This window comes from Arthrobacter sp. PvP023, from assembly GCF_017832975.1.
Lineage (GTDB): Bacteria > Actinomycetota > Actinomycetes > Actinomycetales > Micrococcaceae > Arthrobacter.
The window spans coordinates 417,703-439,338 of record NZ_JAFIBI010000001.1 but is presented as its reverse complement, the minus strand read 5'-3'; the positions used below and the strand labels follow the sequence as shown (position 1 = coordinate 439,338).

22 protein-coding genes are annotated in these 21,636 nt (G+C 65.3%); 9 read left to right on the top strand and 13 right to left on the bottom strand.

From position 1 onward, the window contains the following. Positions 1-84 precede the first annotated feature (84 nt). The 4 genes from JOE31_RS02090 to JOE31_RS02075 form a co-directional block, all read right to left on the bottom strand. Positions 85-1,671: a dihydrolipoamide acetyltransferase family protein gene (locus tag JOE31_RS02090; protein ID WP_209741915.1), complete on the bottom strand. Its 1,587-nt coding sequence runs from the start codon at positions 1,669-1,671 to the stop codon at positions 85-87. Between the two features lie 53 nt (positions 1,672-1,724). After that, positions 1,725-2,705: an alpha-ketoacid dehydrogenase subunit beta gene (locus tag JOE31_RS02085; RefSeq protein ID WP_209741914.1), complete on the bottom strand. Its 981-nt coding sequence runs from the start codon at positions 2,703-2,705 to the stop codon at positions 1,725-1,727. Continuing rightward, positions 2,702-3,949: a pyruvate dehydrogenase (acetyl-transferring) E1 component subunit alpha gene (pdhA, locus tag JOE31_RS02080; protein ID WP_209741913.1), complete on the bottom strand. Its 1,248-nt coding sequence runs from the start codon at positions 3,947-3,949 to the stop codon at positions 2,702-2,704. Before pdhA ends, JOE31_RS02085 begins: the two co-directional genes overlap by 4 nt. Before the next feature lie 149 nt (positions 3,950-4,098). Then, positions 4,099-5,217 carry a histidinol-phosphate transaminase gene (locus JOE31_RS02075; RefSeq protein ID WP_209741912.1) on the bottom strand — a complete coding sequence of 373 codons (1,119 nt, stop codon included), beginning with the start codon at positions 5,215-5,217 and terminating at the stop codon, positions 4,099-4,101. 60 nt (positions 5,218-5,277) lie between these two features. On the opposite strand from JOE31_RS02075, the gene JOE31_RS02070 reads away from it, so the two are divergent. After that, positions 5,278-5,703 (top strand): phage holin family protein, encoded by a 426-nt coding sequence (locus JOE31_RS02070; protein WP_209741911.1) that lies wholly within the window; start codon positions 5,278-5,280, stop codon positions 5,701-5,703. 32 nt (positions 5,704-5,735) lie between these two features. Here JOE31_RS02070 and JOE31_RS02065 read toward each other — a convergent pair whose 3' ends face one another. Together JOE31_RS02065 and JOE31_RS02060 are read right to left on the bottom strand one after the other, a co-directional pair. Further along, entirely contained in the window at positions 5,736-7,163 is a 1,428-nt protein-coding gene (locus JOE31_RS02065; RefSeq protein WP_209741910.1) for a hypothetical protein, read from the bottom strand. Continuing rightward, positions 7,163-7,468 (bottom strand): hypothetical protein, encoded by a 306-nt coding sequence (locus JOE31_RS02060; protein ID WP_245198912.1) that lies wholly within the window; start codon positions 7,466-7,468, stop codon positions 7,163-7,165. Before JOE31_RS02060 ends, JOE31_RS02065 begins: the two co-directional genes overlap by 1 nt. 191 nt (positions 7,469-7,659) lie before the next feature. On the opposite strand from JOE31_RS02060, the gene purB reads away from it, so the two are divergent. Continuing rightward, positions 7,660-9,102, top strand: a complete 1,443-nt coding sequence (gene purB, locus JOE31_RS02055) for an adenylosuccinate lyase (RefSeq protein WP_209741909.1) — start codon at positions 7,660-7,662, stop codon at positions 9,100-9,102. Then, on the top strand, positions 9,099-9,770 hold the full coding sequence (locus JOE31_RS02050) for a histidine phosphatase family protein (protein ID WP_209741908.1): 672 nt from the start codon (positions 9,099-9,101) through the stop codon (positions 9,768-9,770). The genes purB and JOE31_RS02050 overlap by 4 nt, the downstream gene beginning before the upstream one ends. Here JOE31_RS02050 and JOE31_RS02045 read toward each other — a convergent pair. The 3 genes from JOE31_RS02045 to JOE31_RS02035 form a co-directional block, all read right to left on the bottom strand. Then, entirely contained in the window at positions 9,767-10,654 is an 888-nt protein-coding gene (locus JOE31_RS02045; protein ID WP_209741907.1) for a serine/threonine-protein kinase, read from the bottom strand. The two genes, JOE31_RS02050 and JOE31_RS02045, sit on opposite strands and share 4 nt — an antisense overlap. Beyond that, positions 10,651-10,923: a hypothetical protein gene (locus JOE31_RS02040; protein ID WP_245198911.1), complete on the bottom strand. Its 273-nt coding sequence runs from the start codon at positions 10,921-10,923 to the stop codon at positions 10,651-10,653. The genes JOE31_RS02045 and JOE31_RS02040 overlap by 4 nt, the downstream gene beginning before the upstream one ends. Before the next feature lie 151 nt (positions 10,924-11,074). Beyond that, positions 11,075-11,581: a MarR family winged helix-turn-helix transcriptional regulator gene (locus JOE31_RS02035; RefSeq protein ID WP_209741906.1), complete on the bottom strand. Its 507-nt coding sequence runs from the start codon at positions 11,579-11,581 to the stop codon at positions 11,075-11,077. Between the two features lie 153 nt (positions 11,582-11,734). Between JOE31_RS02035 and JOE31_RS02030 the strand changes: the two genes are divergently transcribed. The 5 genes from JOE31_RS02030 (at position 11,735) to JOE31_RS02010 (ending at position 17,020) form a co-directional block, all read left to right on the top strand. After that, positions 11,735-12,238, top strand: a complete 504-nt coding sequence (locus JOE31_RS02030; RefSeq protein WP_209741905.1) for a GNAT family N-acetyltransferase — start codon at positions 11,735-11,737, stop codon at positions 12,236-12,238. Between the two features lie 81 nt (positions 12,239-12,319). Then, complete coding sequence (locus JOE31_RS02025) at positions 12,320-12,754, top strand: acyl-CoA thioesterase (RefSeq protein WP_209741904.1); 435 nt, start codon at positions 12,320-12,322, stop codon at positions 12,752-12,754. Positions 12,755-12,966: 212 nt separating this feature from the next. Next, positions 12,967-14,028: an extracellular solute-binding protein gene (locus tag JOE31_RS02020; protein ID WP_245198909.1), complete on the top strand. Its 1,062-nt coding sequence runs from the start codon at positions 12,967-12,969 to the stop codon at positions 14,026-14,028. A gap of 44 nt (positions 14,029-14,072) precedes the next feature. Continuing rightward, positions 14,073-15,185 (top strand): ABC transporter ATP-binding protein, encoded by a 1,113-nt coding sequence (locus JOE31_RS02015; protein ID WP_209741902.1) that lies wholly within the window; start codon positions 14,073-14,075, stop codon positions 15,183-15,185. Continuing rightward, on the top strand, positions 15,182-17,020 hold the full coding sequence (locus JOE31_RS02010) for an iron ABC transporter permease (RefSeq protein ID WP_209741901.1): 1,839 nt from the start codon (positions 15,182-15,184) through the stop codon (positions 17,018-17,020). Before JOE31_RS02015 ends, JOE31_RS02010 begins: the two co-directional genes overlap by 4 nt. Positions 17,021-17,076: 56 nt before the next feature. Here JOE31_RS02010 and JOE31_RS21780 read toward each other — a convergent pair whose 3' ends face one another. The 4 genes from JOE31_RS21780 to JOE31_RS01995 form a co-directional block, all read right to left on the bottom strand. Then, positions 17,077-17,646, bottom strand: coding sequence for an FAD-dependent monooxygenase (locus JOE31_RS21780; protein ID WP_307864352.1), 570 nt, complete (start codon positions 17,644-17,646; stop codon positions 17,077-17,079). Positions 17,647-17,755: 109 nt separating this feature from the next. Further along, entirely contained in the window at positions 17,756-18,109 is a 354-nt protein-coding gene (locus JOE31_RS21775; protein ID WP_307864351.1) for an NAD(P)-binding protein, read from the bottom strand. Between the two features lie 38 nt (positions 18,110-18,147). Further along, positions 18,148-19,338, bottom strand: coding sequence for a 4-hydroxybenzoate 3-monooxygenase (locus tag JOE31_RS02000; protein ID WP_209741900.1), 1,191 nt, complete (start codon positions 19,336-19,338; stop codon positions 18,148-18,150). Positions 19,339-19,462: 124 nt separating this feature from the next. Then, entirely contained in the window at positions 19,463-20,230 is a 768-nt protein-coding gene (locus JOE31_RS01995; protein WP_209741899.1) for an IclR family transcriptional regulator, read from the bottom strand. Between the two features lie 134 nt (positions 20,231-20,364). On the opposite strand from JOE31_RS01995, the gene JOE31_RS01990 reads away from it, so the two are divergent. Beyond that, positions 20,365-21,630 carry an aromatic acid/H+ symport family MFS transporter gene (locus tag JOE31_RS01990; RefSeq protein WP_209741898.1) on the top strand — a complete coding sequence of 422 codons (1,266 nt, stop codon included), beginning with the start codon at positions 20,365-20,367 and terminating at the stop codon, positions 21,628-21,630. The last annotated feature ends 6 nt before the right edge of the window (positions 21,631-21,636 follow it).

Sequence of the window (21,636 nt, the reverse complement as noted above, 5' to 3'; positions counted from 1 at the left end):
AACCCCGCCGCTGCATTCCAGCGGCGGGGTTCCTTTGTTGTTGGCGGTCCCGGTCCGGTGCGGCCTCATCCAGTCCGGTTCGCCCTAATCCAGCAGGAGGGCGGGCTCCTCAAGGATTGCCGCGACGTCGGCCATGAAGCGCGCCGAGAGGTCCCCGTCCACCACACGGTGGTCGAATGAACCGCCCAGGGTGGTGATCCACCGCGGAATGACTTCCCCGTCCAGGACCCACGGCTTCTGCTTGATGGTACCGAACGCCACGATGGCCACCTCGCCGGGATTGATGATCGGGGTGCCGGTGTCGATGCCCAAGGCGCCGATGTTGGTGACCGTCAGGGTGCCGCCCTGCATCTGCGCGGGCTGGGTCTTGCCGGCGCGGGCAGTTGTGGCCAGGTCGTTGAGCGCCAGGGCCAGCTCCTTGAGCGAGAGGTCCTGGGCGTTCTTGATATTCGGCACCATCAGGCCTCGCGGGGTTGCCGCTGCGATGCCCAGGTTCATGAAGTGCTTGACGTGGATCTCGGCCGTGTCGCTGCCGTCAGGGTTGTCCACCCACGTGGCGTTGACGCTGGGGTTGCGGGCGGCGGCCCAGATCACGGCCTTGGCCAGGATCAGCAGCGGGGAGACCTTAATGCCTTCGAAGTCACGCGACACCTTGAGCCGCTTGACGAACTCCATGGTGCGGCTCGCGTCGACGTCCACGAAGATGCTCACATGCGGGGCGGCGAACGCGGACTCCACCATGGCCTTGGCCGTGGCCTTGCGGACGCCCTTGACGGGAATCCGCTCGATTCGCTGGTCCTGGGGCCGGCCCGACTTTCCCCAGAAGGTGTCCGCCTTGTCCACCTCGGCGTCGCGCTGGGCCTGGTAGCTCACCAGGTCTTCCCGGGTGACTTCGCCACGAGCACCGGTGGCGACGACGTCTGCGAGGTCGATCCCGAGGTCGCGGGCGATCTTGCGCACCGGAGGCTTGGCCAGGACCCGGTTGACCAGGCCGCTGATGGTGCCGCCGAGGGTGGGGCGCCCGGAGCTTCCTTCGGGAACCGCCGCGGCGTCGGGGGTCCCGGAGGCGGAAGATGCGCCGGCGTTGATCCAGATGCCCTGGGTCTCGACAGGCTCGGCCAGGGGGGCGGGCTCAACCAGCGCCGGGGCGGCTGCGGCCGGCGCCGGCCGCACCGCCGCGGACGGCGACGCCTTGCGCGGGCGGCGCTTGACGGCGTCGGCCTTGGGACCCGAGCCCACCAGGGGGCCTACGGCCTTGCCGGAGGCGGGTGCAGCCTGCTCGCCTGACGTGCCATTCTCTTGCTCGTCCTGGTCCCCGGAGAGTTTCCCGTACATCGGAGCGTCCGCGGTGGGAGCTGCGGGCGGCTGTGCAGCCGCAGCGGCGGGGGCCACTGGAACCGGCGCGTCCGCAGGCGTGGGGTCGCCGGACACGGCATCGCTCACGCTGATGATCGGAGTGCCGACGTCGACCGTAACCCCCACGGGAACGAGCAGTTCGGTGACCGTCCCCGCAAACGGGGAAGGCAGTTCCACGAGGGACTTGGCCGTTTCGATTTCGCACAGGATGTCATTGATCGCGACGCTGTCACCGGGCTTGACGTTCCACGAAACGATCTCGGCCTCGGTCAGCCCTTCGCCCACATCGGGGAGGTTGAACTTGTTTACGGTCATGGGGTCCTCGGTTTGGAAGGCGTCGTCAGCAGGCAGTCGTCAGTACGCGGTTGTCAGTAGGCAAGGGCGCGGTCCAGCGCCTCGAGGATGCGGTCGATGTCCGGCAGGTAGTCCTCTTCCACCTTGGCCACGGGGTAGGGCATGTGGAAGCCGCCCACACGGATCACCGGCGCTTCCAGGGACAGGAACGCACGCTCGCTCACGCGGGCCGCGATTTCGCCACCGATGCCACCGAACGTTGGTGCCTCATGGGCCACAACCAGACGGCCCGTCTTCTTGACGGACTCGGTGACGGTGTCGAAGTCGATGGGCGAGATGGACCGCAGGTCGATCACCTCCACGCTGTGGCCGTCCTCGGCAGCGGCACCGGCCGCAGCGAGTGCCACCGGAACCAGCGGACCGTAAGCGACCACGGTGGCGTCGGTGCCTTCACGCAGCACGTGGGCCGTGAACGGATCCGCCGACGCGCCGGGCGACTCAGTGTCTACGTCACCCTTGAGCCAGTAGCGCCGCTTCGGCTCAAAGACAATCACCGGATCCTGGCAGTCGACGGCCTGCTGGATCATCCAGTAGGCGTCATGCGGGTTGGAAGGGGTGATGATGCGCAGGCCGGCCGTGTGGGCGAACAGCGCTTCCGGGGACTCCGAGTGGTGTTCAATCGAGCCGATGCCGCCGCCGTACGGGATGCGGATGACCACCGGCACGGTGAGGTTTCCGTTGCTGCGGGCGTGCATCTTGGCCAGCTGGGTGGTGATCTGGTTGAAGCCCGGAAAAACGAAGCCGTCGAACTGGATCTCGCAGACCGGCAGGTAGCCGCTGAGGGCAAGTCCAATCGCGGTTCCGATGATTCCGGACTCGGCCAGCGGGGTGTCCACGACGCGGTCGGCGCCGAATTCACCGATCAGCCCGTCAGTCACGCGGTAGACGCCGCCGAGCGGGCCGATGTCCTCGCCCATGAGCAGCGTGCGCGGGTTGTTGTTCAGCGTCGCGCGGAGGCCCTCGTTGATGGCCTTGGCGATGGTCATGGTGGTCATCGGTTGGCTGCCCCGTCTGTATCTGCCTCGTCTGTACTTGCTTCGTCAGCGAAGCCCGCGCTGTACTCCTCAAACCAGGCCAGCTCTTCGGCTACCAGCGGGTGGGCCTCGGCGTAGGTGTTCGCGAATGCCGTCCGGATATCCGGGGTTTCGAGGTCATGGGTCGTCTTGCGGACGTAGGCGGCGAGCTCGTCGCCGTCGGCCTTGACCTTGGCGAAGAAGGCGTCATCAGCCATGCCCTCGGCGCGGAGGTACTTCTCCAGCCGTTCGAGGGGGTCCTTCGCCCGCCATTGCGCCTCTTCATCGGAGCCGCGGTATTTGGTGGGATCGTCCGCCGTGGTGTGGGCGCCGACCCGGTACGTGAAGGCCTCGATCAGCACCGGGCTCTTTCCTTCACGGGCTCGCTCCAAAGCCCACTCCGTGACGGCATGCACTGCGATAACGTCATTGCCGTCCACCCGGATGCCGGGGAAACCGTAGCCTTTGGCGCGGTCGGCCAGGGGGACACGGGTTTGCACGGTGCTGGGTACCGAGATGGCCCAATGGTTGTTCTGGCAGAAAAAGACCACCGGCGCGTTGTACGAAGAGGCGAAGACCATGGACTCGTGCACGTCACCTTCGGAGCTGGCGCCGTCGCCGAAGTAGACCATGACGGCGGCCTTCGGTTCCTGCGGCTGGCCCGGGGTGGCGTTGGCGGCCGCAAGCTTCTGGTCCCGCTGGATGCCCATGGCGTAGCCAACCGCATGCGGAGTCTGTGCCGCGAGGACCAGCGTGTAAAGGTGGAAGTTGGTGTCCTTGGGGTTCCAGCCGCCATTGGACACCCCGCGGAACTGGCGCAGCAGCTCGGCCAGGTCAACGTTGCGGGTCAGGGCGACCCCGTGTTCACGGTACGTGGGGAAGATGTAATCCTGCGGCTGGCTGGCCCGTCCCGACCCGATCTGGGCGGCCTCCTGGCCGGTCAGCGGCACCCACAGTGCCAGCTGGCCCTGGCGCTGGAGCGCGGTTGCCTCCTGGTCGAACCGCCGGATGGCTGCCATGTCCGCGTAGAACCCGCGCAGCTTTTCAGCGTCGAGTCGGTTTGCGTAGGCGGAGAAGACCGGGTCCTCGCCCAAGGTGCCGTCATGGCCCAGGAGCTGGACCATCCGGGTGGGAGGTTCGCCCAGTGCGGCCTCGGCTTCCGCCTCGAGCTGGTCGTCTACCCCGGTTCCGTCGAACTCGGTAGCGGGCAGATGTGTGGCGCCCATACCGTCTCCTTGCTTGCCGCACCTGAATGCGTCGCAATCTCGCTGGGATATATGCCGGATATGGAATACATTCCTGATCTGGCATATATATTGGCTTACTGTCCCTTACTTTATCCGCAGTAGGCGGACGGAGGTCGTTATGTTAAGCGCTAGGAACGCCGTGGCGGCTTTGTATAGTCTGCACAGAGTTTGAGGAAACGGGTGTTCGCTTCCTCCTCGCCGATGCTTACCCGGACGCCTTCGTTGCCGAACGCCCGCACGGACAAGGCGCGTTCTCCCGCCAGTGCTGCGAAGTCCGCACTGTTTTCTCCCAGATCGAGCCACACGAAGTTGCCCTGGGCATCCGGCACAAACCAGCCGAGCTCGCGCAGCCCGGCCGTGACGCGGTCGCGCTCATCCACCAGTCTTTGTACCCTTTCTACAACCTGGCTGAAGTTCTGCAGGGAAGTGACGGCTGCCCGCTCGGCGATCTGGGATACGGCGAAAGGTGTGGCGGCGACACGCAGATGCTGGGTGAGGTCCGGGTTGGAGACGCTATAGCCCACGCGAAGGCCGGCCAGCCCGTGCGCCTTGGAGAAGGTCCGCAGGACCACCACATTCGGGTACTTGCGGTACATCTCGATCCCGTCCACGGCGTGTTCCGCGCGAACAAACTCCTGGTAGGCCTCGTCGATGACGATGACCACGTCCGACGGGACCGAGCGGATGAACCGTTCGGTTTCTTCCGTTTCAAGGATGGGACCGGTGGGATTGTTGGGGGTGCACAGCAGGATGACTTTGGTGCGCGCGGTGACGGCTGCTGCCATGGCGTCGAGATCGTGGCGGCCGTCGGGCGTAAGCGGGATCCGCACGCTCTCAGCCCCGGCAAGGCCGACGCAGATGGGGTAGGCCTCAAAGGACCGCCAGGCGTAGATGACTTCATCGGCTTTGCCGTCGTCGTTCTGCCCGGCGAAGGTCACCAGGAGCTGGTTCAGGGCGCCGAGGCTGCCGGCACCGGTGACAATGTCCTCGGAAGGGACCTGCAGGAAGTCCGCGAGCGCCCCCCGGAGCTTGGTGCTGAGCGGATCCGGGTAGCGGTTGAAGTCCGTCTGGTCCGCGATGGCCTGCAGCACTGCAGGGATGGGCGGAAGCGGGTTCTCGTTCGAGGACAGTTTGTAGCTGGCAAGGCCCTCGACGGCGGCCGGGGGCTTGCCCGCGGCATATCGGGGAAGCCTGTCCACGACCGGACGTGGCCTGATTCCCCCCGCAGGGTTCTCTGGTGAAGTCATGCCAACTAGCCTACTTCTCCAGTCCTGCCGCTTTCCCGCGCCGTATGAAAGCATGGGGCCATGTTTTCATTCATCTTGCGGGTTCTCATCAACGGCCTGGCTCTCGGGATTGCGAGCTGGATCCTGCCCGGCCTGGACATCTCCACCACCGCAACGACGGAAGCCGTTGCCCAAGGTGGTGTCACGCAGGGAACGGATCCGCTTGGCGTAGTTCTTGCCTACCTTTTCATTGGCCTGATCTTCGGCCTGGTCAATGCGCTGGTACGGCCGATCGTCAGCCTGTTGTCCCTGCCGATCACCATCCTGACACTGGGCCTGTTCACGATCGTCATCAACGCCGCCATGCTGTTCCTGACGTCCTGGCTGAGCAGCTACACCCCCGTGCACTTCACCATTGACTCCTTCTTCTGGACTGCTGTGCTGGCGGCCATCATCATCACGGTGGTATCCCTCGTAGCGGGCAGGATCACCGGCGTCCGGCGCTAAGGTGCGCACGGCGCGCACCAGCACCTGCCCGCCTAGCGGCCGACCCATCTGGCTGCGCCCTGGAGCGGCCTGTCCTGCTGGCGCGCCGTGGGGGCCTTCGGTTCCCGGTTAACCGCAAAGCGGGTGGCTGTCCCCGCCCCTCCCGCGCCAACAACGCCGGCGAGGACCGCCGTGTTCGCGACCAGGGACGGGTTTTCGCTGGCCGACACTGCCCTGGCGCCTTCCTCATAGTTGCCAATGTTGTGACCCGGCCCCAGGTTGAGATCAAAACCCGGCGGCCTGAACACACGGTCAGTCAGCGTAACGGTGACCCTTTCCTTGGTGTCCGGGTTAGGAGTTCCGTCACTACCGGGAACCCAATCCTGGCGGTGTTCGAGGTGGAGGGACGTGATTCCCGGTGCCGGCGAAATCCCGCCCACCGGTGAACCGGCCGTCAGCACATACTTCAGGTCGAATTCGGCGAGGAAGGCCTTGTCACTGCTGAGGTTCATGGCATGTGCCCCGCCCTGGCTGTAGCCCACGGCCACTACCTGATCCCCTTTGGCTGCACCGGCCTGGTGCAACGCCGACAGCACGGCAGCATTCAGGTATTCCGAGCCATAGCCCAGGGCCTCAGCAATCCCGGCCTCATCCAGCGGGTTCGAACCCCCTGCCGGATCCCCGGGCTGGGTGCCGGGGATGATGACGATATACACTTTTCGGCCGTCGGTCTCCACTTGCACCACCTCGATCTTTCCGTGGCCCTCAGCGTCAAGTTCGCGAAGCCTGGCGAGGAGGCCGGCGGGCGAGGTGTCCACCACCACATCCCGGGTGAGTTCCTCGACGGCCGTAACGGGACGCGGCTTGAGGAAGGGAACGGTGCCCTCCGCCAGCCTGCGCATCAACGGGCCAATGGCCAGGAAACTCCGGCCTGCTGCAACCTCGGCCGCCAACGCGCGAGCCAGCTCCGCGGGGGAAATTCCTATCATCAGTGCGAGTGACAAAGGCGCCGCGAGCGCCTCGGCAGCGTCACGGCTCGGCACAAACGTTGTCTTCAGGTCCAGATAGAGCGCAGGCAGGAAGCCCCAGCCGTCGTCCGGCATGCGGATCCCCGCGGCGGCCAATGACTCTGCCGTTTCGTAGTCCCGGCGGCTCGCCCGGACCTGGCTGCTGAGGTGTTGGAGTTCTTCCCTGACGGCGCGGACTGCCTGGCCCCCTTCACCCACCGCAATCAGCGCGGCGGTGCCGCTTGTGCGGGGATCGTTCTCGTAGGGACACAGTTCTTCCCAGATCCGCCGGACCCCGATCTCAACCGCGGCGAGTTCGTCAGCCATGCCGTCAAGTTCAGCCACACCGGCCATGAGCTCTTCCAGTTGAAATCTGATTCCTCCGACTCCGCCGCGGATCCGCATGCTGCCGTCCGTTGCCGGCTCCAGCGGTGGTAGCTGTCCGCCGCTTCCTGAGGGCGCGGCCTCTGCCATCAGTACCCTCCGCCGGGCGTCCGCTGGGATGAGACAGAAACCTGCTGTGAGTGGCGGAGGACAGCTTCATAGGCCGCCATCAGCCGCTCCCGTGCGCGACTCAGCGCGGCCGCCTGCAGCGAGATGGCGGTGCGGTACGCCGCGCCGGCCGGCGACTGCCACTCCGAGAGTTGAACCCGGCGGAAGGCGAGCATCGACGTATCGAGGCGGTGCGCAAAGCCCGCGACGCGCCAGGCCAGCTGCTGCACCTCAAAGCTTCGCGAACCGCAGGTGTTGGCATCCGCTGCAGTGATGCTGCCGCTCATTCCCTTGTCCCCCTGACTTTTGTCGTTCCCCATGGTCGGTAATAACGACGCTACGGAGCGGTGCAGCGGCATGGAACTGCCGGCGTCGGTTATGTGGAAAACGGAGGGCACCCGAACCTGAGGCCCGGCGGGGAGAAGTCACACGGACAGCGCGCTTAAGGGGCAGCGCGACTTCGTGAAAGAATCAGCACATGCCTGAAACTGCCGCCACAGCTGAGACCCGTACGCCCTCCGGACGCCTGGCCCTTGCCGCCTCGCCGGACAAGATCGCCCTAGGCCCGCTGGACGGCCGGTACCAGTCCGCGGTCGCACCGTTGGTGGATTACCTGTCCGAGGCGGCCCTCAACCGGGATCGCGTGGCCGTGGAAGTCGAGTGGCTCATCCACCTGACCAGCAACAACGTCCTCCCGGGCGCCGGTCCGCTGACGTCCGAACAGCAGGACCAGCTCCGCGCCATCGTCACGGAATTCGACTCCGCGTCGGTCACCGAGCTGGCCGACATCGAGGCCGTCACGGTTCACGACGTCAAGGCAGTTGAGTACTACATCGGCCGCAGACTGCCGGCCATCGGCATTGAGCGGCTTACCGCCATGGTGCACTTCGGCTGCACCTCGGAAGACATCAACAACCTCTCCTACGCGCTGGGCGTCAAGGGCGCCGTGGAGGACGTGTGGCTGCCCGCCGCCAAGGCGCTGGTGGCCCAGATCAGCAGGATGGCTGATGACAACCGCAGCGTGCCCATGCTTTCCCGCACGCACGGCCAGCCGGCAACGCCCACCACTCTGGGCAAGGAGCTGGCCGTCATCGCGCACCGCCTGACCCGCCAGCTGGACCGGATCGCCAGGACGGAATACCTGGGCAAAATCAACGGCGCCACCGGCACCTACGCCGCCCACGTCGCTTCCGTTCCCGGCGCGGACTGGCAGCACGTGGCGAAGTCCTTCGTTGAGGGCCTGGGCCTGACCTGGAACCCGCTGACCACCCAGATCGAAAGCCACGACTGGCAGGCGGAGCTGTACGCCGACGTCGCGCGGTTCAACCGGATCCTGCACAACGTGTGCACCGACATCTGGAGCTACATCTCCATCGGCTATTTCGCGCAGATCCCGGTGGCGGGCGCCACGGGTTCCTCCACCATGCCGCACAAGGTCAACCCGATCCGCTTTGAGAACGCCGAAGCCAACCTGGAGATCTCCTCCGGCCTGCTGGACGTGCTGGGCTCCACGCTGGTCACCTCGCGCTGGCAGCGCGACCTCACCGACTCCTCCAGCCAGCGCAACATCGGCGTCGCCTTCGGGCACTCCCTGCTGGCCATCTCGAATGTGGTCAAGGGCCTGGAGCGCCTGGACGTGGCCGAGGACGTCCTGGCCGGCGACCTCGACACCAACTGGGAAGTCCTGGGCGAGGCCATCCAGATGGTGATGCGCGCTGAGGCGATTGCCGGCGTCGAGGGGATGGAAAACCCCTACGAGCGGCTCAAGGACCTGACCCGCGGACAGCGCGTGGATGCCGCCCGGATGCAGGAATTCGTCCAGGGCCTGGGCCTCTCCGCGGACGCCGAAGCCCGGCTGCTGGCCCTGACACCGGGCAAGTACACGGGCATCGCGGACCAGCTGGTGGACCACATCAAATGAGGCTCCTGCTCATTCGCCACGGCCAGACCCCCGGCAACGTCCTGGGGCAGCTGGACACCGCGCACCCGGGACCGGGGCTGACGGAACTCGGCGAACGCCAGGCCGAGGCTCTTTCCCGCGCTCTGGCGAATGAGCGGATCCACGCCCTCTACGCCTCCACCCTGGTCCGGACCCAGATCACGGCAGCGCCGCTGGCGCGGCTCCACGGGCTGGACACTGAGGTGATTGAGGGCATCCACGAGATCGAAGCCGGTGCGCTCGAAAAGCTGACGGACCATGAATCGCACAAGCGGTACCTGGGCACCATATTTTCCTGGGCCGACGGCGACCTGGACCGCCGGATGCCTGCAGGTCCCAGCGGCCGGGACTTCTTCGACCGCTATGACGCCGCGATCGCCGCAGTGGCGGAGCGGGCAAACGGAATCGGGGATTCCGGATCCGTTGCCGTGGTCAGCCACGGGGCGGCCATCCGGGTATGGGCAGGACTGCGGGCAGGCAACATTGAGCCGGACTTTGCCGCGAAGCATGTGCTGAACAACACCGGCATTGTGGCCCTGGAGGGCGATCCCAACGACGGCTGGAAGCTCATCCACTGGGACGACAGCCCCGTGGGCGGCCTGGCTCTGGCCGATCCGGCCGCGGAAGACCCCACCGGCAGAAAGGCCTAGCAGTAGCTCCCCGAGCGCGCCTCCACCCGCCGGCGCAGGGGATGCGGGCGCTGCAGGAGCATCGCGGCCTCTGCCGTGGCCTCCAGTGCTGTGGGGCGCACCGCCGCATGCCTGGCTGTCATCGATCCCAGCAGCGACGCCCATTGTGGACCGAGATGCTGCGGTATGCCGGGGCTCCTCAGCGTCCTTGCGACCAGGGACTCGACGGCCGTCCCGGGAAAGGCCTTGACTCCCGTCAGGCATTCAAGCAGCACCAGCCCCAAGGCATAAATGTCGTCAGCCGGCCGGACTGTCTCGCCGTTGGCCTGCTCCGGACTCATGTACTGAACGGTGCCGGAAGACGTCCCGGGCTCCGGCTCGGTTCCGGCAGGTGCAGCGATGCCGAAGTCGATGATCCGGACAGGACACTTGCGCAGGCGGCTGAGCAGCAGGTTCGCCGGCTTGATGTCACGGTGCACGATCCCGCGCGCATGCAGGTGCCGCAGTCCGGACAGGAGGCCCACCGCCCAAGGAGCTACCTCGCTCCCGGGCACTGGCCCCCAGCGGATTGTTTCCGCAAGGCTGCTGCCGTACACCAGTTCCTGAACCAGGAAGGGGCGGCCTGCCCAGCGGGAATCCGCTGCCCCGGTGCCCTTGTCAACAAATTTCACGAGCGCCGGATGGCGCAATCCCTCCATCAGGACAGCCTCAGCGGCGATACGTTCGCCATTCCGTTTGTCCGCCAGTGCAGCCACTTTAATGGCGACCGGACGGCCGTCACGGTGGTCGGTACCGCGGAACACCTGGGCGGTGGCACCGATGCCTACCCGTTCATGCAGCAGATAGCGTGTGTCCGAACCGGCATCCCATATTTCGGGAGGCTGGCAGCCGCAGTCGCCGGTCATGACCTGCGGATATCGGCCAGAAGGCTTGCGGCGGGTGCCGCGTTTACCCAGGAGTCGAGCTGGAAGCCGCATCGGCACCGCCACACTTCGGGCAGGTCGGCCAGGGCTTCGCCGGCATCGTAGGAGTAGGAGTAGGCCGACATGGTCTGCGCGGCCGGTGTGGACCATTCCATGGCCACGCCGCAGTGCTTGGGCGGGTATCCCGCCGGGCCGGACCCGTCCGAGATACGGGCCGGCTCGGTCATGGTGGCTGCTGGCCCCGTAGTCATTTCCGTCCGCTGGCCCGGTCCGTCAAATCGTGTGAACGTAACCAAGCGAACCCAACTCCCTATGCCAAGCGCCAAACTATCAACGGTCAACCCCCATTAATAGTAAGCATACATATAAGTAGTCAATATAACTAGCTTGTCTAACTACCTATCAGGGATTGCTGCCGTCTTCCGGTTCAATCGCCTCGCGCATGCGCTGGAGAAAAGCGATGACGACGCCGGCCTCCTCCGCGGTCAGCTCTTCCGCCACCGCCATCATCCGGCGGTGCATGGCTCCCAGAGTGGCCCGCACCTCCGTATCGGATTCGACAGTCGGCACTACGATCAACGATCGCCTGTCCGTGGGGTGCGGTTCGCGTCGCACGTGCCCACTGCCCACCAGACGGTCTATCAGCGAAGTGGTGGAGGCGCTGGTAATGCCAAGGAAAGTACTGAGATCCTTGGGAACAACGGCCCTGTTCGAGGCGCGCGCCCGCAGGAGGTAGCGCAGGGCGAGGATGTCCGTCTCCCCCATGCCCATCGAATCCCTGGTCGCCCGGCGCGTTGCCACTTCGGCATTGCGATAGTCACGCAGGGACTGCAATACGGCCGCGCCATGGTCGAACTGCCCGTCGGCGCCGTACCAATAGCCGGATCCGGCACTGCTGTTCAAAGCCATTGGGTAATACTAGCCGATCTGATATCTAGACGGGCTTGATAAATCCTGAAGGCCCGACACCCTGTTCTCCGGACGCTTACCCGCAGGAAACACCGCGGAAACGGCCCCCTCTTAGGCTTATTTTGCATAACCCTTCGGCGAATCGAGGCAGTGATGCAGACCAACCCCCGTCTCAACATCAGGCAGGTCACTTGGGCCAACCCCGTGGGCGCCGACCTGCGTGCGGCACAGCAGGCGGAACTGGACGCCCGCTTCGGCACGAAGGACCACGAACCCGGCCCGCCGCCGTCGGAAGCGGATACCGCCGTGTTCCTGGTGGCCTATGAGAAGAGCTCCGGCCAGCCCGTAGGATGCGGCGGGCTGAGGATGCTGGACTCCACGACGGCGGAAATCAAGCGGCTGTACGTACTGCCCTACACCCGCGGTTCGGGGGTGGCGAGCTCCATCCTCGCAGCACTGGAGGCGCACGCCTACGGCATGGGCGTCACCTCCATCACCGCCGAAGCCGGCTCCGCCCAGCCGGACGGCAGGAACTTCTACCAGAGCTGTGGCTTTGACGAAGTACCGAACTTCGGCCCCTACATCGGCGTTGAGCACTCCTACTGCTACGCCAAGAAGATTGATTCCCACAGCGCCGCCCACACTGCCATGGCCTGACGACGGCAGCGCCTGCCGCTGTCGCCACCTGGCAGACCGTCATACTGCGGCAGGCGGACCGCCGTCGGCTAATCTCGCCTTATGGAATCGGCAGACATTACCTTCCGCACGCGCAAATGGGTGCGACCTGAAGACCTCAATGCGAACGGCACGCTGTTCGGCGAGAGCCTGCTGAAATGGATCGACGAGGAAGCGGCCATCTACGCCATCCTGCAGCTCGGCAACGGCCGCGCAGTCACCAAGTACATTTCCGAAATCAACTTCGTCAGCTCCGCGGTACAGGGAGACCTCATCGAGATGGGGCTGACCGCCACGCGCTTCGGCCGGACATCGCTGACCATGCGCGCCGAAGTGCGGAACATGATCACGCGGCAGAGCATCCTCACCATCGAGGAAATCGTGTTCGTGAACCTCAGCCCGCACGGCAAGCCCGAACCCCACGGCTATACCGAGATCACCTACGACCGCGACCGCATCCCCACCCACCACCTGACCGAGACCCTGGATCAGGACTGACCATTCCGGGGTACCCCGGAAGTTCACGGTGCGTTAAAGCCACGGGCGAACGCTGTTGAGATGCCTGGACAAGACTCGAACGCCGGGGCCGGGTAGTTTATCGAATCGATAGCTATAAACGGCCCGAATCGGCGTTAGCCGCTATAGGCTTGCCGGACAATGCTCCGGTTCCAGTTCAGAAATGGGTCTCAATCGTGCACAAACTCAAAACAATGGTTGCCGCCGCTGTCGCCGTCACCCTTCTAGCCGGCTGCGGTGCCGGCACCGCAGCCCCCGAAACCTCCGGAAATTCCTCCGCCGCCGGGGCCTCGGGCGACACACTGGTGGTGTACACCAACTCCAACGGAGAGGGCCGCGGGGAGTGGCTGACGAAAAAGGCAGCGGACGCCGGCTTCAAGATTGAGATTGTGGGCGCCGGCGGCGCAGACGCGACCAACAAACTGATCGCCGAGAAGAACAACCCCATTGCGGACGTTGCCTTCGGCCTCAACAACATGTACTTCGCCCAGGTCAAAGCAGCCGGTGCGATCGAGGCCTATGAGCCTGCCTGGGCGGGCGAAGTGGATTCCTCGCTCGCAGACAGCGACGACGGCAAGGCCTACTGGCCGCTGGTCAAGCAGGCCATCCTGCTCGGCTACAACTCGGACAAGTTCACCCCGGAGCAGGCACCCAAGGATTGGACGGACCTATGGTCCAAAGACGAGTTCAAAACACGCTACGAGCGGGTCACCGGACTGGGAACCGCCACGGCACAGCTGGTATTCGCCGGTATTCTCTCCCGCTACAAGGACGATTCCGGCGACCTGGGCATCTCCGATGAAGGCTGGAAGCAGGTGGAGCAATACTTCAAGAACGGCAGCCCCGCCGAAGCGAAAACCGATCTCTTCGCCCGTATCGCATCAGGCGACGTGGACATGGGGCAGATGCCGTCGTCCATCGTGGCGGAACGCGAGAAGTCCTTCAAGGTGAACGTCGAAACGGTGGTGCCGTCCGTAGGCGTCCCCCTCGCGGTGGAGCAGGTCGCCCTGGTGAAGGGTACCGACAAGAAAGAACAGGCCCAAAAGTTCATCGACTGGTTCGGCAGTGCCGACGTCCAAGGTGAGTTCGCACAGCAGTTCAACTCCATGCCGGTGAACAAGAGCGCCGCCGCCAAGGCCAAGCCGGAGGTGGTGGAGTTCTTCAACGGACTCAAGCAGCAGGACATTGACTGGAACTTCGTCCAGGAAAACATGGGCTCGTGGGTGGAAAAGATCGAGCTCGAGTACATGACGTAACCCTGCCCTACCCACTTTCTGCAGTCCCACAAGACAGGTTTCCCATGATCCGCTTGGACAACATCGAAGTTGCCTTCGGCGACTTCATTGCCATCCCGCACCTGGACCTCCACGTCCGGCCCGGTGAATTCTTCACGCTGCTGGGCCCGTCGGGGTGCGGCAAAACGACGGCACTTCGGACGTTGGCAGGCTTCATTGAGCCGTCCGCGGGGACGGTCCATGTGGACGGCAAGAACGTCACGCGCCTGGCGAGCGACAAGCGCCAGGTGGGGATGGTCTTCCAGAATTACGCCCTGTTCCCGAGCATGAGCGTGTGGGAAAACATCGCGTTCGGCCTGCGTGTGCGGAAGGAAAAGTCCGCCGAGAGCGACCGCCTGGTGCGCGACATCGCGCGCCGGGTGGAGCTCAGCGATGAACAGCTGGACAAGAACGTGGCGGAGCTTTCGGGGGGCCAGCAGCAGCGGGTGGCCGTTGCCCGCGCCCTGGTGCTTCGCCCCAAGATCCTGCTCCTCGACGAACCGCTGTCCAATCTCGACGCCAAACTGCGCCACCAGCTACGGCAGCAACTCAAGGACCTGCAGAGCGAATTCGGCATCACCACCGTTTACGTGACCCACGACCAGGACGAAGCCCTTGCCATGAGCGACCGCGTGGCCGTCTTCAACAAGGGGGTGGTGGAGCAGGTGGGCACCCCGCAGGACATCTACGACCGGTCGGCCACCGAATTCGTGTGCAATTTCATCGGCGACAGCTCCGCCCTGACCGCGGAGTTCATCGCTGAACTGAACCGGCTCTCGGGCGCCGGGCTCGGCACGGCAGCGAATTCCTACCTGAGGGTGGAAAAAGCGTCGTTGACGCCGCCCGCAGCCGGAGGTTCAGCAGCCGGCAGCACCGCCGTAGGGCTTTCCGGAAAGGTGGTGTCCCGTACGTATCACGGGCTCCACAGCCGCTACGTGGTGCGGAGCCACGGCGCCGACATCCGGCTGCTGGTCAAGGAGGACGGCGGCGTGCATCCCGAGACGGGGGCGCAAACCACTGTGTATGTTCAACCGGGCCACGTGCTGCAGTACCACCCCGATACCGGCGCCGCGCTGGCCGGTCACGATCAGGCAGCGCAGGATCAGGCAGCACAGGACCAGGCAGCGTCCCTCCGATGAGCAGCGCCACACCGGCCAGGAGCATGCTCCGTTCCCCGTTCATCATCATTGTGGGAACGGTCCTGACATGGTTCATCGCGGCGTTCCTCGTCTGGCCCAACGCGAACGTCCTGCTCGAAACCTTCTTCCCCGAAGGAAACTTTTCAGGCCGGGCGGCCGAGAAGCTTTTTTCCTCCCAGCGCGCCATGAAATCCCTGGGCAACAGCTTCCTGCTGGCAGTGGCACTCTCCATCACGGTGAACGTTGTGGGCATCTTCATCGTCCTGGTCACCCATTACTTCAGGATCCGCGGTTCCAGGATCCTCTTCCTGGGCTACGCCACCACGTTCATCTACGGCGGCATCGTACTGGCGGCGGGCTACAAATTCATTTACGGCGACAAGGGAATCGTCACGGCATTCCTGCTGAACATCTTTCCCGGGATGGATTCGGGCTGGTTTTCGGGATTCTTCGCCGTGTTGGCGGTGATGACCTTCGCCACCACCACCAACCACATGCTGTTCGTCGCGAACGCCCTCAAAGGCGTTGACTACCAGACCATCGAAGCGGCCAGAAACCTTGGCGCCTCAACCTGGACCATCCTTCGCCGCATCGTGCTGCCGATGCTGAAGCCCACGCTCTTCGCCGTCACCATCCTGTCCTTCCTGACCGGCCTGGGAGCACTCAGCGCGCCCCAGGTCCTGGGCGGACGCGACTTCCAGACCATCACCCCGATGATCCTCACGTTCACGAACAGCCCCACGTCCCGTGACCTCGCGGCACTACTCGCCGTCATCCTCGGCGCGGCCACCATCCTGATGCTCGCGGTCATGTCGCGCCTGGAAAAGGGCGGCACCTACTTTTCCGTGTCCAAGGTTTCCTCGGCGCTCCAGAAGCAAAAAATCTCCAACCCGGCAGCCAACATTGCCGTCCACGCGGCCGCGTACCTGCTTTTTGCGGTGTACACCCTGCCTGTGGTCCTGATTGTGCTGTTCTCCTTCGCAGACGGCGCCGCCATCCAGACCGGACAGCTCTCACCGGGCAGCCTCACCTTCGACAACTATGTGCGCGTGCTGACCCAGCCCTCCGGCCTGCGGCCATTTGTCATCAGCGTTGTCTACAGCGCGCTTGCTGCGGTCATCGCCGTGGGCGGCCTGCTCTTCGTGGCGCGGATCCTGCAGAAACACAAGAACTGGGTAACGGCCATGTTCGAGTACTTGTTGCACATCCCGTGGATCCTGCCGTCGGCCCTGCTGGCCCTGGGGTTGATCATCAGCTACGACCACCCCAACCCGCTGGTGGGCGGCGCCGTCCTCACCGGGACTACAGTCATCCTCCTGATCGCCTTCGTCACGGTGAAGATCCCCTTCACGCTCAGGATGCTCAAGGCATCGTTTGCGTCGGTGAATTCATCCCTGGAGGAGGCGGCAACCATCATGGGGGCAAGAACGCTTTACGTTTTCCGGCGCATCCTGCTGCCGCTGGTCCTTCCCGCCGCGGCCGCCATCGCCGCCCTCAACTTCAACAGCATGCTGGACGACTACGACACCGCCATCTTCCTGGCCCATCCGCTGGTCCAGCCGCTGGGCCTTGTCATCAAGGCCAACACGGACGGTGCAGAAGGCGTGGACGGTGTTTCCAACACCTTTGTGTACACGGTGCTGCTGATGGTCATCACCGGTCTGACGATGTACCTCGTCTATGGAAGGTCGGGCGGTCGGTCCGGCAAGCGCCGAGGCTCGAAGAGCGGGAAAGGCGGCGGAACCGGCGCTGCTGTCGGCACTGCCGCTCCAGCGGCATCGCCCGTTGTGGAGATAGCGGACGCCAAGGCATCCGCGCCGAGTCCGGTGCCTTAAGCCCAACCCAAAAGACCGCGCCCGACGGCGGTGCGCAACCAGGCGGCCGGCGCCCGCTACGTGGAGCGGTTCAGCCGCCCGGCCACACTAAGGATCCTGTCCCGGAACGGCTGGGCCGATTCGGCCAGCACCAGCCGGGTCATGGCGGAGGACGCCACCCGTAAGGCCTGGCTGCGCAGCACGCGCCGTTTGTTGTACGCCGCGAGCGCCTCCGGAAGCGGCCGCGAGTTGAGCAGCCCGGCGAGGGCAACCGAATCAACCAGGGCCTCGCAGGCCCCGCGCCCAAGGTTGGGTGTCATGCCGTGCGCCGCGTCTCCCACCAGCGCGGCGCCCCCGCGCGCGTAGCTGCGCAGGGCGGGCACAGTCCAGATCCGCTGGGCGAGCGTCCGTTCGGGGGTGGCCGCGGCGAGAACGCGGACGATTCCCGGAGCCTTTCCCGTAAAGCGCCGGCGGGTGACATCCAGTGCCGCGGCAACATCGATGCCGCCGGGCCCCAGGTCCGAGCGGTAGGAGGCATACCAGTAGGTCCGTTGCCGGGAGGCCGGAGCGATCCCGAACAATTCGCCACGGCCCCAGTACTCGCCGCCCGCATCCCCCGCAAGGGGTTCATCGATGATCCCGCGCAAGGCGAGGTAGGGACTGAGCCGCTCCCGGGACCGCGAACCCCACCGTTGCCGGCGGACTCACTATGGACGCCGTCGGCGCCCACCAGGAGCCCGGAGTCGGGGAGCGAGGTCACAGCCGTAAACACCCGGGTGACGGATTCCGGCACAGCAGAGTCCAGGAGCCGAAGCAGGTCAGCACGTGAAACACACCGATCACGCCTGAAACCTCGGCCCGGAACCACACCTTCCCGGACACGTCCCGCAATGCCATGGCGTCAAAAGGGGAGCCTGCCGCCTGAATCTCCGGCAGGATCCCCACGGTTTCGAGCGCCTGCTGGGCCTCCGGCCACATGGCCAGGGACGTTTCCACTGTCGGCAGCGTGTTCCGCTGCTCGTGAACCGTGACGTGGAAGCGACCCGGGTCGAGCGTCGCGGCGAGGGCCAGGCCGGCGATGCCCCCGCCCACGATTGTTATGCCGTGCATTCCCCGAGTCTACGACCGGGGCTGCGTCCCGGGCCCGCTTAGCGGGCCCCGGGCCAGCCGGTGTAGGCCTCCGCCAGATAGGCCCTGCCGTGGCGGGAGGAGACCACTGAGTTGAGCTCACCCAGCTGCCGGGCCCGGGAGAAATCGTCCGCATCCGCCGGCGTGTGCAGCATCGAGGTCATCCAGTAGGAGAACTGCTGTGCCTTCCAGACGCGTTCTAGGGCGCGGTCGCTATAAGCGTCCAACAACACCGTGGAACCGTCCTTGTAGTAGCTTTCCAGGCCTTCGAAGAGGACCTTGACGTCGTGGATGGCCAGGTTCAGGCCCTTGGCGCCGGTGGGCGGGACGGTGTGGGCGGCGTCGCCGGCCAGGAAGAGCTTGCCGTGGCGCATGGGGGCGTGGACGAAGCTGCGGAACTTCAGCACCATCTTGTCGATGACCGGCCCTTCCTTGAGCTCGAAGCCGTTGCCGTTGACCCGGCTGCGGAAGGCGTCCCAGATGCGGTCCTCACTCCAGTTGTTCACGTCCTCGTTGGGATCGCACTGGAAATACATGCGCTGAACGGTTTCGGTCCGCTGGCTGATCAGGGCGAAGCCGTTGTCCGAGTTGGCGTAGATCAGTTCATCGGAGCTGCGGGGCGCCTCGGCCAGGATCCCGAACCAGGCGAAGGGGTACTCGTGGAAGTACCACTTGCGGTCGGCCTCCGGGATCTGGAAGCGGCAGTGGCTGCGGGAGCCGTCCGCGCCGGTGATGAAATCGGCCCGCAGCTCATACTCCACACCGTCGGCGTCCGTGAACCAGATCTTTGGGGATCCTTCGATGTCGTGGATGGTGGTGTCCGTAACGCTGTAGCGGACGTCTCCGCCGTCGGCCTCGCGGCGAGCGGCAAGGTCCATGAACACGTCAGTCTGCGGGTAGAGCCACACCGACTCCCCCACCAGGTCCTGGAAGTCGATCCGGTGGCTCTCGCCGTTGAAGCGCAGCTCGATGCCGTCGTGCCGGTCGCCGTCCCGCAGCACGCGGTCCGAGACGCCGCTGTCCACCAGCATCTTCACGGTGCCGTGCTCCAGGATGCCGGCGCGGACTGTCTCCTGGATTTCCTGGCGGCTCCGGATTTCGATGACGGTGGATTCTATGCCGGACTTGGCGAGCAGATGCGAGAGCATCAGGCCTGCCGGGCCTGCACCCAGGATGGCTACCTGGGTGGTGATGACTGTGCGGGCTGCCATGGTGTTTCCTCGCTTCGTTGCGGGGGCCGGCGGGAGTGCCCGGGGCCTGTTGGATCGTCTGGAAACAGTGTGCGCCCCGATGCGTGATCCGCGTTACAGTGATTCCGTTGAATGGAATCCGGGTCTACTCCCGCAGCTCTGCAGGGCCCTCCGATTCAGCGAGGCGGCGGCCGATGCCGCGGGCGGCTGTCTGCAGGGCCGGGACCAGCGCCTGCAGGCGCACCTCGCGCAAGGGAACCACGACGCCGATCGCGGCCACCGTCCGCTTCTTGCGGTCCATCACCGGAACGGCAATGCCCCAGGTGTCCGGGTCCACCACGCCGGCCAGCTGCGCGTATCCCTGGTGCGCAGCTTCGCCTAGCTGGATGCGCAGTTCTTCCACCGTCAACCTGCCGGCGGGATCCGTGAAACCCGCAAGGTAGTCCGCCTGGACCGCGTGCGGCTGGTTGGCCATCAGGACCAGCCCGGCCGAGGACACGTGCACGGGCATGCGGCCGGCGACCTGCGCCCGGTTCGCCACCGAGCCGCGCCGGGAAAGCCGCTCGACGAAAAGTGCCTCCCAGCCGTCCAGCACCGCAAGGTTCACGTTCTGATTGAGCACCTGCTGTATGTCCTCCATGAACGGCATGGCGGCCTGGCGCAGTTCCAGCGTGGGCGAATTGCGGTTAACGAGCTCCCAGAGCCGCAGCCCCAGTTGCACCGAACCGCCGGCGCCGACGTCGAGCAGCCCGTGTCCGGCCAGCTGGCGCACCAGCCGGTGGGCCGTAGTGAGCGGCAGCCCCGCCCGCGCGGCGAGTTCCGAAAGCGGAAGCACGTTCACACCCTCCGGAAAAGCGGCAATGACGCGGACCACGCGGTCCACCACAGAGTCCCCGGAAACCGAGTTGGCCACACTTCCCCTTCCATTGAATGGTTCGAAGTGTCCCACATAACACTGCCCAGTGGTACAAATCTCAGGGCGGGGAACCTTGGTCCCGGCTTGTTTCACACGGAAACAGAGCGCACTAATCAACTTTTGAGGTAGCAATGTCAACGACGTCGTTGGAAAACAAATCACGCTGGCCCGTCTGGCTCTGCTGGCTGGCCATGGTCCTGGACGGCTTTGACCTGGTGGTGCTTGGCACCGTCATCCCCACGCTCATCAAGACCCACGACCTTGGCTTCGACGCCGTGGGCGCCACCTTTGCTGCGACCATCTCCCTAGTGGGCGTGGGCCTCGGAGCACTGTTCATTGCGCCGCTTTCCGACCGGTTCGGCCGGCGGAACCTGCTGGTTGCCTGCGTTACGTGGTTCTCCATCTTCACCATTGCCGTGGTCTTTGCCCCCAACGTGGCAGTCTTCAGCGCCTTCAGGCTACTGGCCGGCCTGGGGCTGGGCGCCTGCCTTCCCGCCGCTTTGGCCTACATGAACGATTACGCCCCCGCAGGATCCGCCGGCAAGTCCACCACCCGGACCATGACCGGTTACCACGCAGGCGCGGTGGCTACAGCCTTCCTGGCGCTCATGGTCATCCCGGACTGGCGCATCATGTTCGTGGTTGGCGGCCTTGCGGGCTTCGCGCTGGTCCCGTTCCTGTGGTTCAAGCTGCCGGAAACGCTGCCCGCCGTCATCTCCCTTCCGGCACCCGGCAAGGCTGCCGCAAAAGAACCCGCTCCTGCGGTGGAAGACCGCGCCAGCTTCAAGGACCTCGGGCGGAAACCGTACCCGCTCGTGGCCGCCGGTGTGGCCGTGGCCTCGTTCATGGGCCTGCTGCTGGTGTACGGACTGAATACCTGGCTGCCGCAGCTCATGTCGTCCGCCGGCTACACGCTCAGCGCTGGGCTCTCCCTCCTGCTGGTCCTGAACGTGGGCGCCGTGGCCGGCCTGGTCGTGGCCGGCATCCTGGCGGACAAGCACGGAACCAAGAAGATCGTGCTTCTCTGGTTCGGACTCTCCGCCGTGTTCCTGGCAGTACTCAGCGTGAAAATCCAGAACGAGCTGCTCCTGAACGCGGCCGTCTTCGTCACAGGGGTCTTCGTCTTCAGCTCACAGGTGCTGGTGTACGCCTGGGTGAGCCAGCTGTTCCCGCCGCGGCTGCGCGGCACCGCGCTGGGCTTCGCCGCCGGCGTCGGACGCCTGGGGGCCATCCTCGGTCCGGCCGTGACCGGCACCCTCGTTGCGGCCGGAATCGCTTACCCCTGGGGCTTCTACGTCTTTGCCGGCGCGGCCGTTCTCGCCGTTGCAGCCCTCGTCCTGGTCCCGCAGGCGGTCACCGCAGCGGCGAGTAAGCGGACCGCCGTCGGGCCTTCCTAGCGGCTG

What these genes read in the sequence shown, in the direction of transcription:
- JOE31_RS02090 (WP_209741915.1), bottom strand. Translation starts at nt 1,671, where the DNA reads ATGACCGTAAACAAGTTCAACCTCCCCGATGTGGGCGAAGGGCTGACC.
- JOE31_RS02085 (WP_209741914.1), bottom strand. Translation starts at nt 2,705, where the DNA reads ATGACCACCATGACCATCGCCAAGGCCATCAACGAGGGCCTCCGCGCG.
- pdhA (WP_209741913.1), bottom strand. Translation starts at nt 3,949, where the DNA reads ATGGGCGCCACACATCTGCCCGCTACCGAGTTCGACGGAACCGGGGTA.
- JOE31_RS02075 (WP_209741912.1), bottom strand. Translation starts at nt 5,217, where the DNA reads ATGACTTCACCAGAGAACCCTGCGGGGGGAATCAGGCCACGTCCGGTC.
- JOE31_RS02070 (WP_209741911.1), top strand. Translation starts at nt 5,278, where the DNA reads ATGTTTTCATTCATCTTGCGGGTTCTCATCAACGGCCTGGCTCTCGGG.
- JOE31_RS02065 (WP_209741910.1), bottom strand. Translation starts at nt 7,163, where the DNA reads ATGGCAGAGGCCGCGCCCTCAGGAAGCGGCGGACAGCTACCACCGCTG.
- JOE31_RS02060 (WP_245198912.1), bottom strand. Translation starts at nt 7,468, where the DNA reads ATGAGCGGCAGCATCACTGCAGCGGATGCCAACACCTGCGGTTCGCGA.
- purB (WP_209741909.1), top strand. Translation starts at nt 7,660, where the DNA reads ATGCCTGAAACTGCCGCCACAGCTGAGACCCGTACGCCCTCCGGACGC.
- JOE31_RS02050 (WP_209741908.1), top strand. Translation starts at nt 9,099, where the DNA reads ATGAGGCTCCTGCTCATTCGCCACGGCCAGACCCCCGGCAACGTCCTG.
- JOE31_RS02045 (WP_209741907.1), bottom strand. Translation starts at nt 10,654, where the DNA reads ATGACCGGCGACTGCGGCTGCCAGCCTCCCGAAATATGGGATGCCGGT.
- JOE31_RS02040 (WP_245198911.1), bottom strand. Translation starts at nt 10,923, where the DNA reads ATGACTACGGGGCCAGCAGCCACCATGACCGAGCCGGCCCGTATCTCG.
- JOE31_RS02035 (WP_209741906.1), bottom strand. Translation starts at nt 11,581, where the DNA reads ATGGCTTTGAACAGCAGTGCCGGATCCGGCTATTGGTACGGCGCCGAC.
- JOE31_RS02030 (WP_209741905.1), top strand. Translation starts at nt 11,735, where the DNA reads ATGCAGACCAACCCCCGTCTCAACATCAGGCAGGTCACTTGGGCCAAC.
- JOE31_RS02025 (WP_209741904.1), top strand. Translation starts at nt 12,320, where the DNA reads ATGGAATCGGCAGACATTACCTTCCGCACGCGCAAATGGGTGCGACCT.
- JOE31_RS02020 (WP_245198909.1), top strand. Translation starts at nt 12,967, where the DNA reads ATGGTTGCCGCCGCTGTCGCCGTCACCCTTCTAGCCGGCTGCGGTGCC.
- JOE31_RS02015 (WP_209741902.1), top strand. Translation starts at nt 14,073, where the DNA reads ATGATCCGCTTGGACAACATCGAAGTTGCCTTCGGCGACTTCATTGCC.
- JOE31_RS02010 (WP_209741901.1), top strand. Translation starts at nt 15,182, where the DNA reads ATGAGCAGCGCCACACCGGCCAGGAGCATGCTCCGTTCCCCGTTCATC.
- JOE31_RS21775 (WP_307864351.1), bottom strand. Translation starts at nt 18,109, where the DNA reads ATGCACGGCATAACAATCGTGGGCGGGGGCATCGCCGGCCTGGCCCTC.
- JOE31_RS02000 (WP_209741900.1), bottom strand. Translation starts at nt 19,338, where the DNA reads ATGGCAGCCCGCACAGTCATCACCACCCAGGTAGCCATCCTGGGTGCA.
- JOE31_RS01990 (WP_209741898.1), top strand. Translation starts at nt 20,365, where the DNA reads ATGTCAACGACGTCGTTGGAAAACAAATCACGCTGGCCCGTCTGGCTC.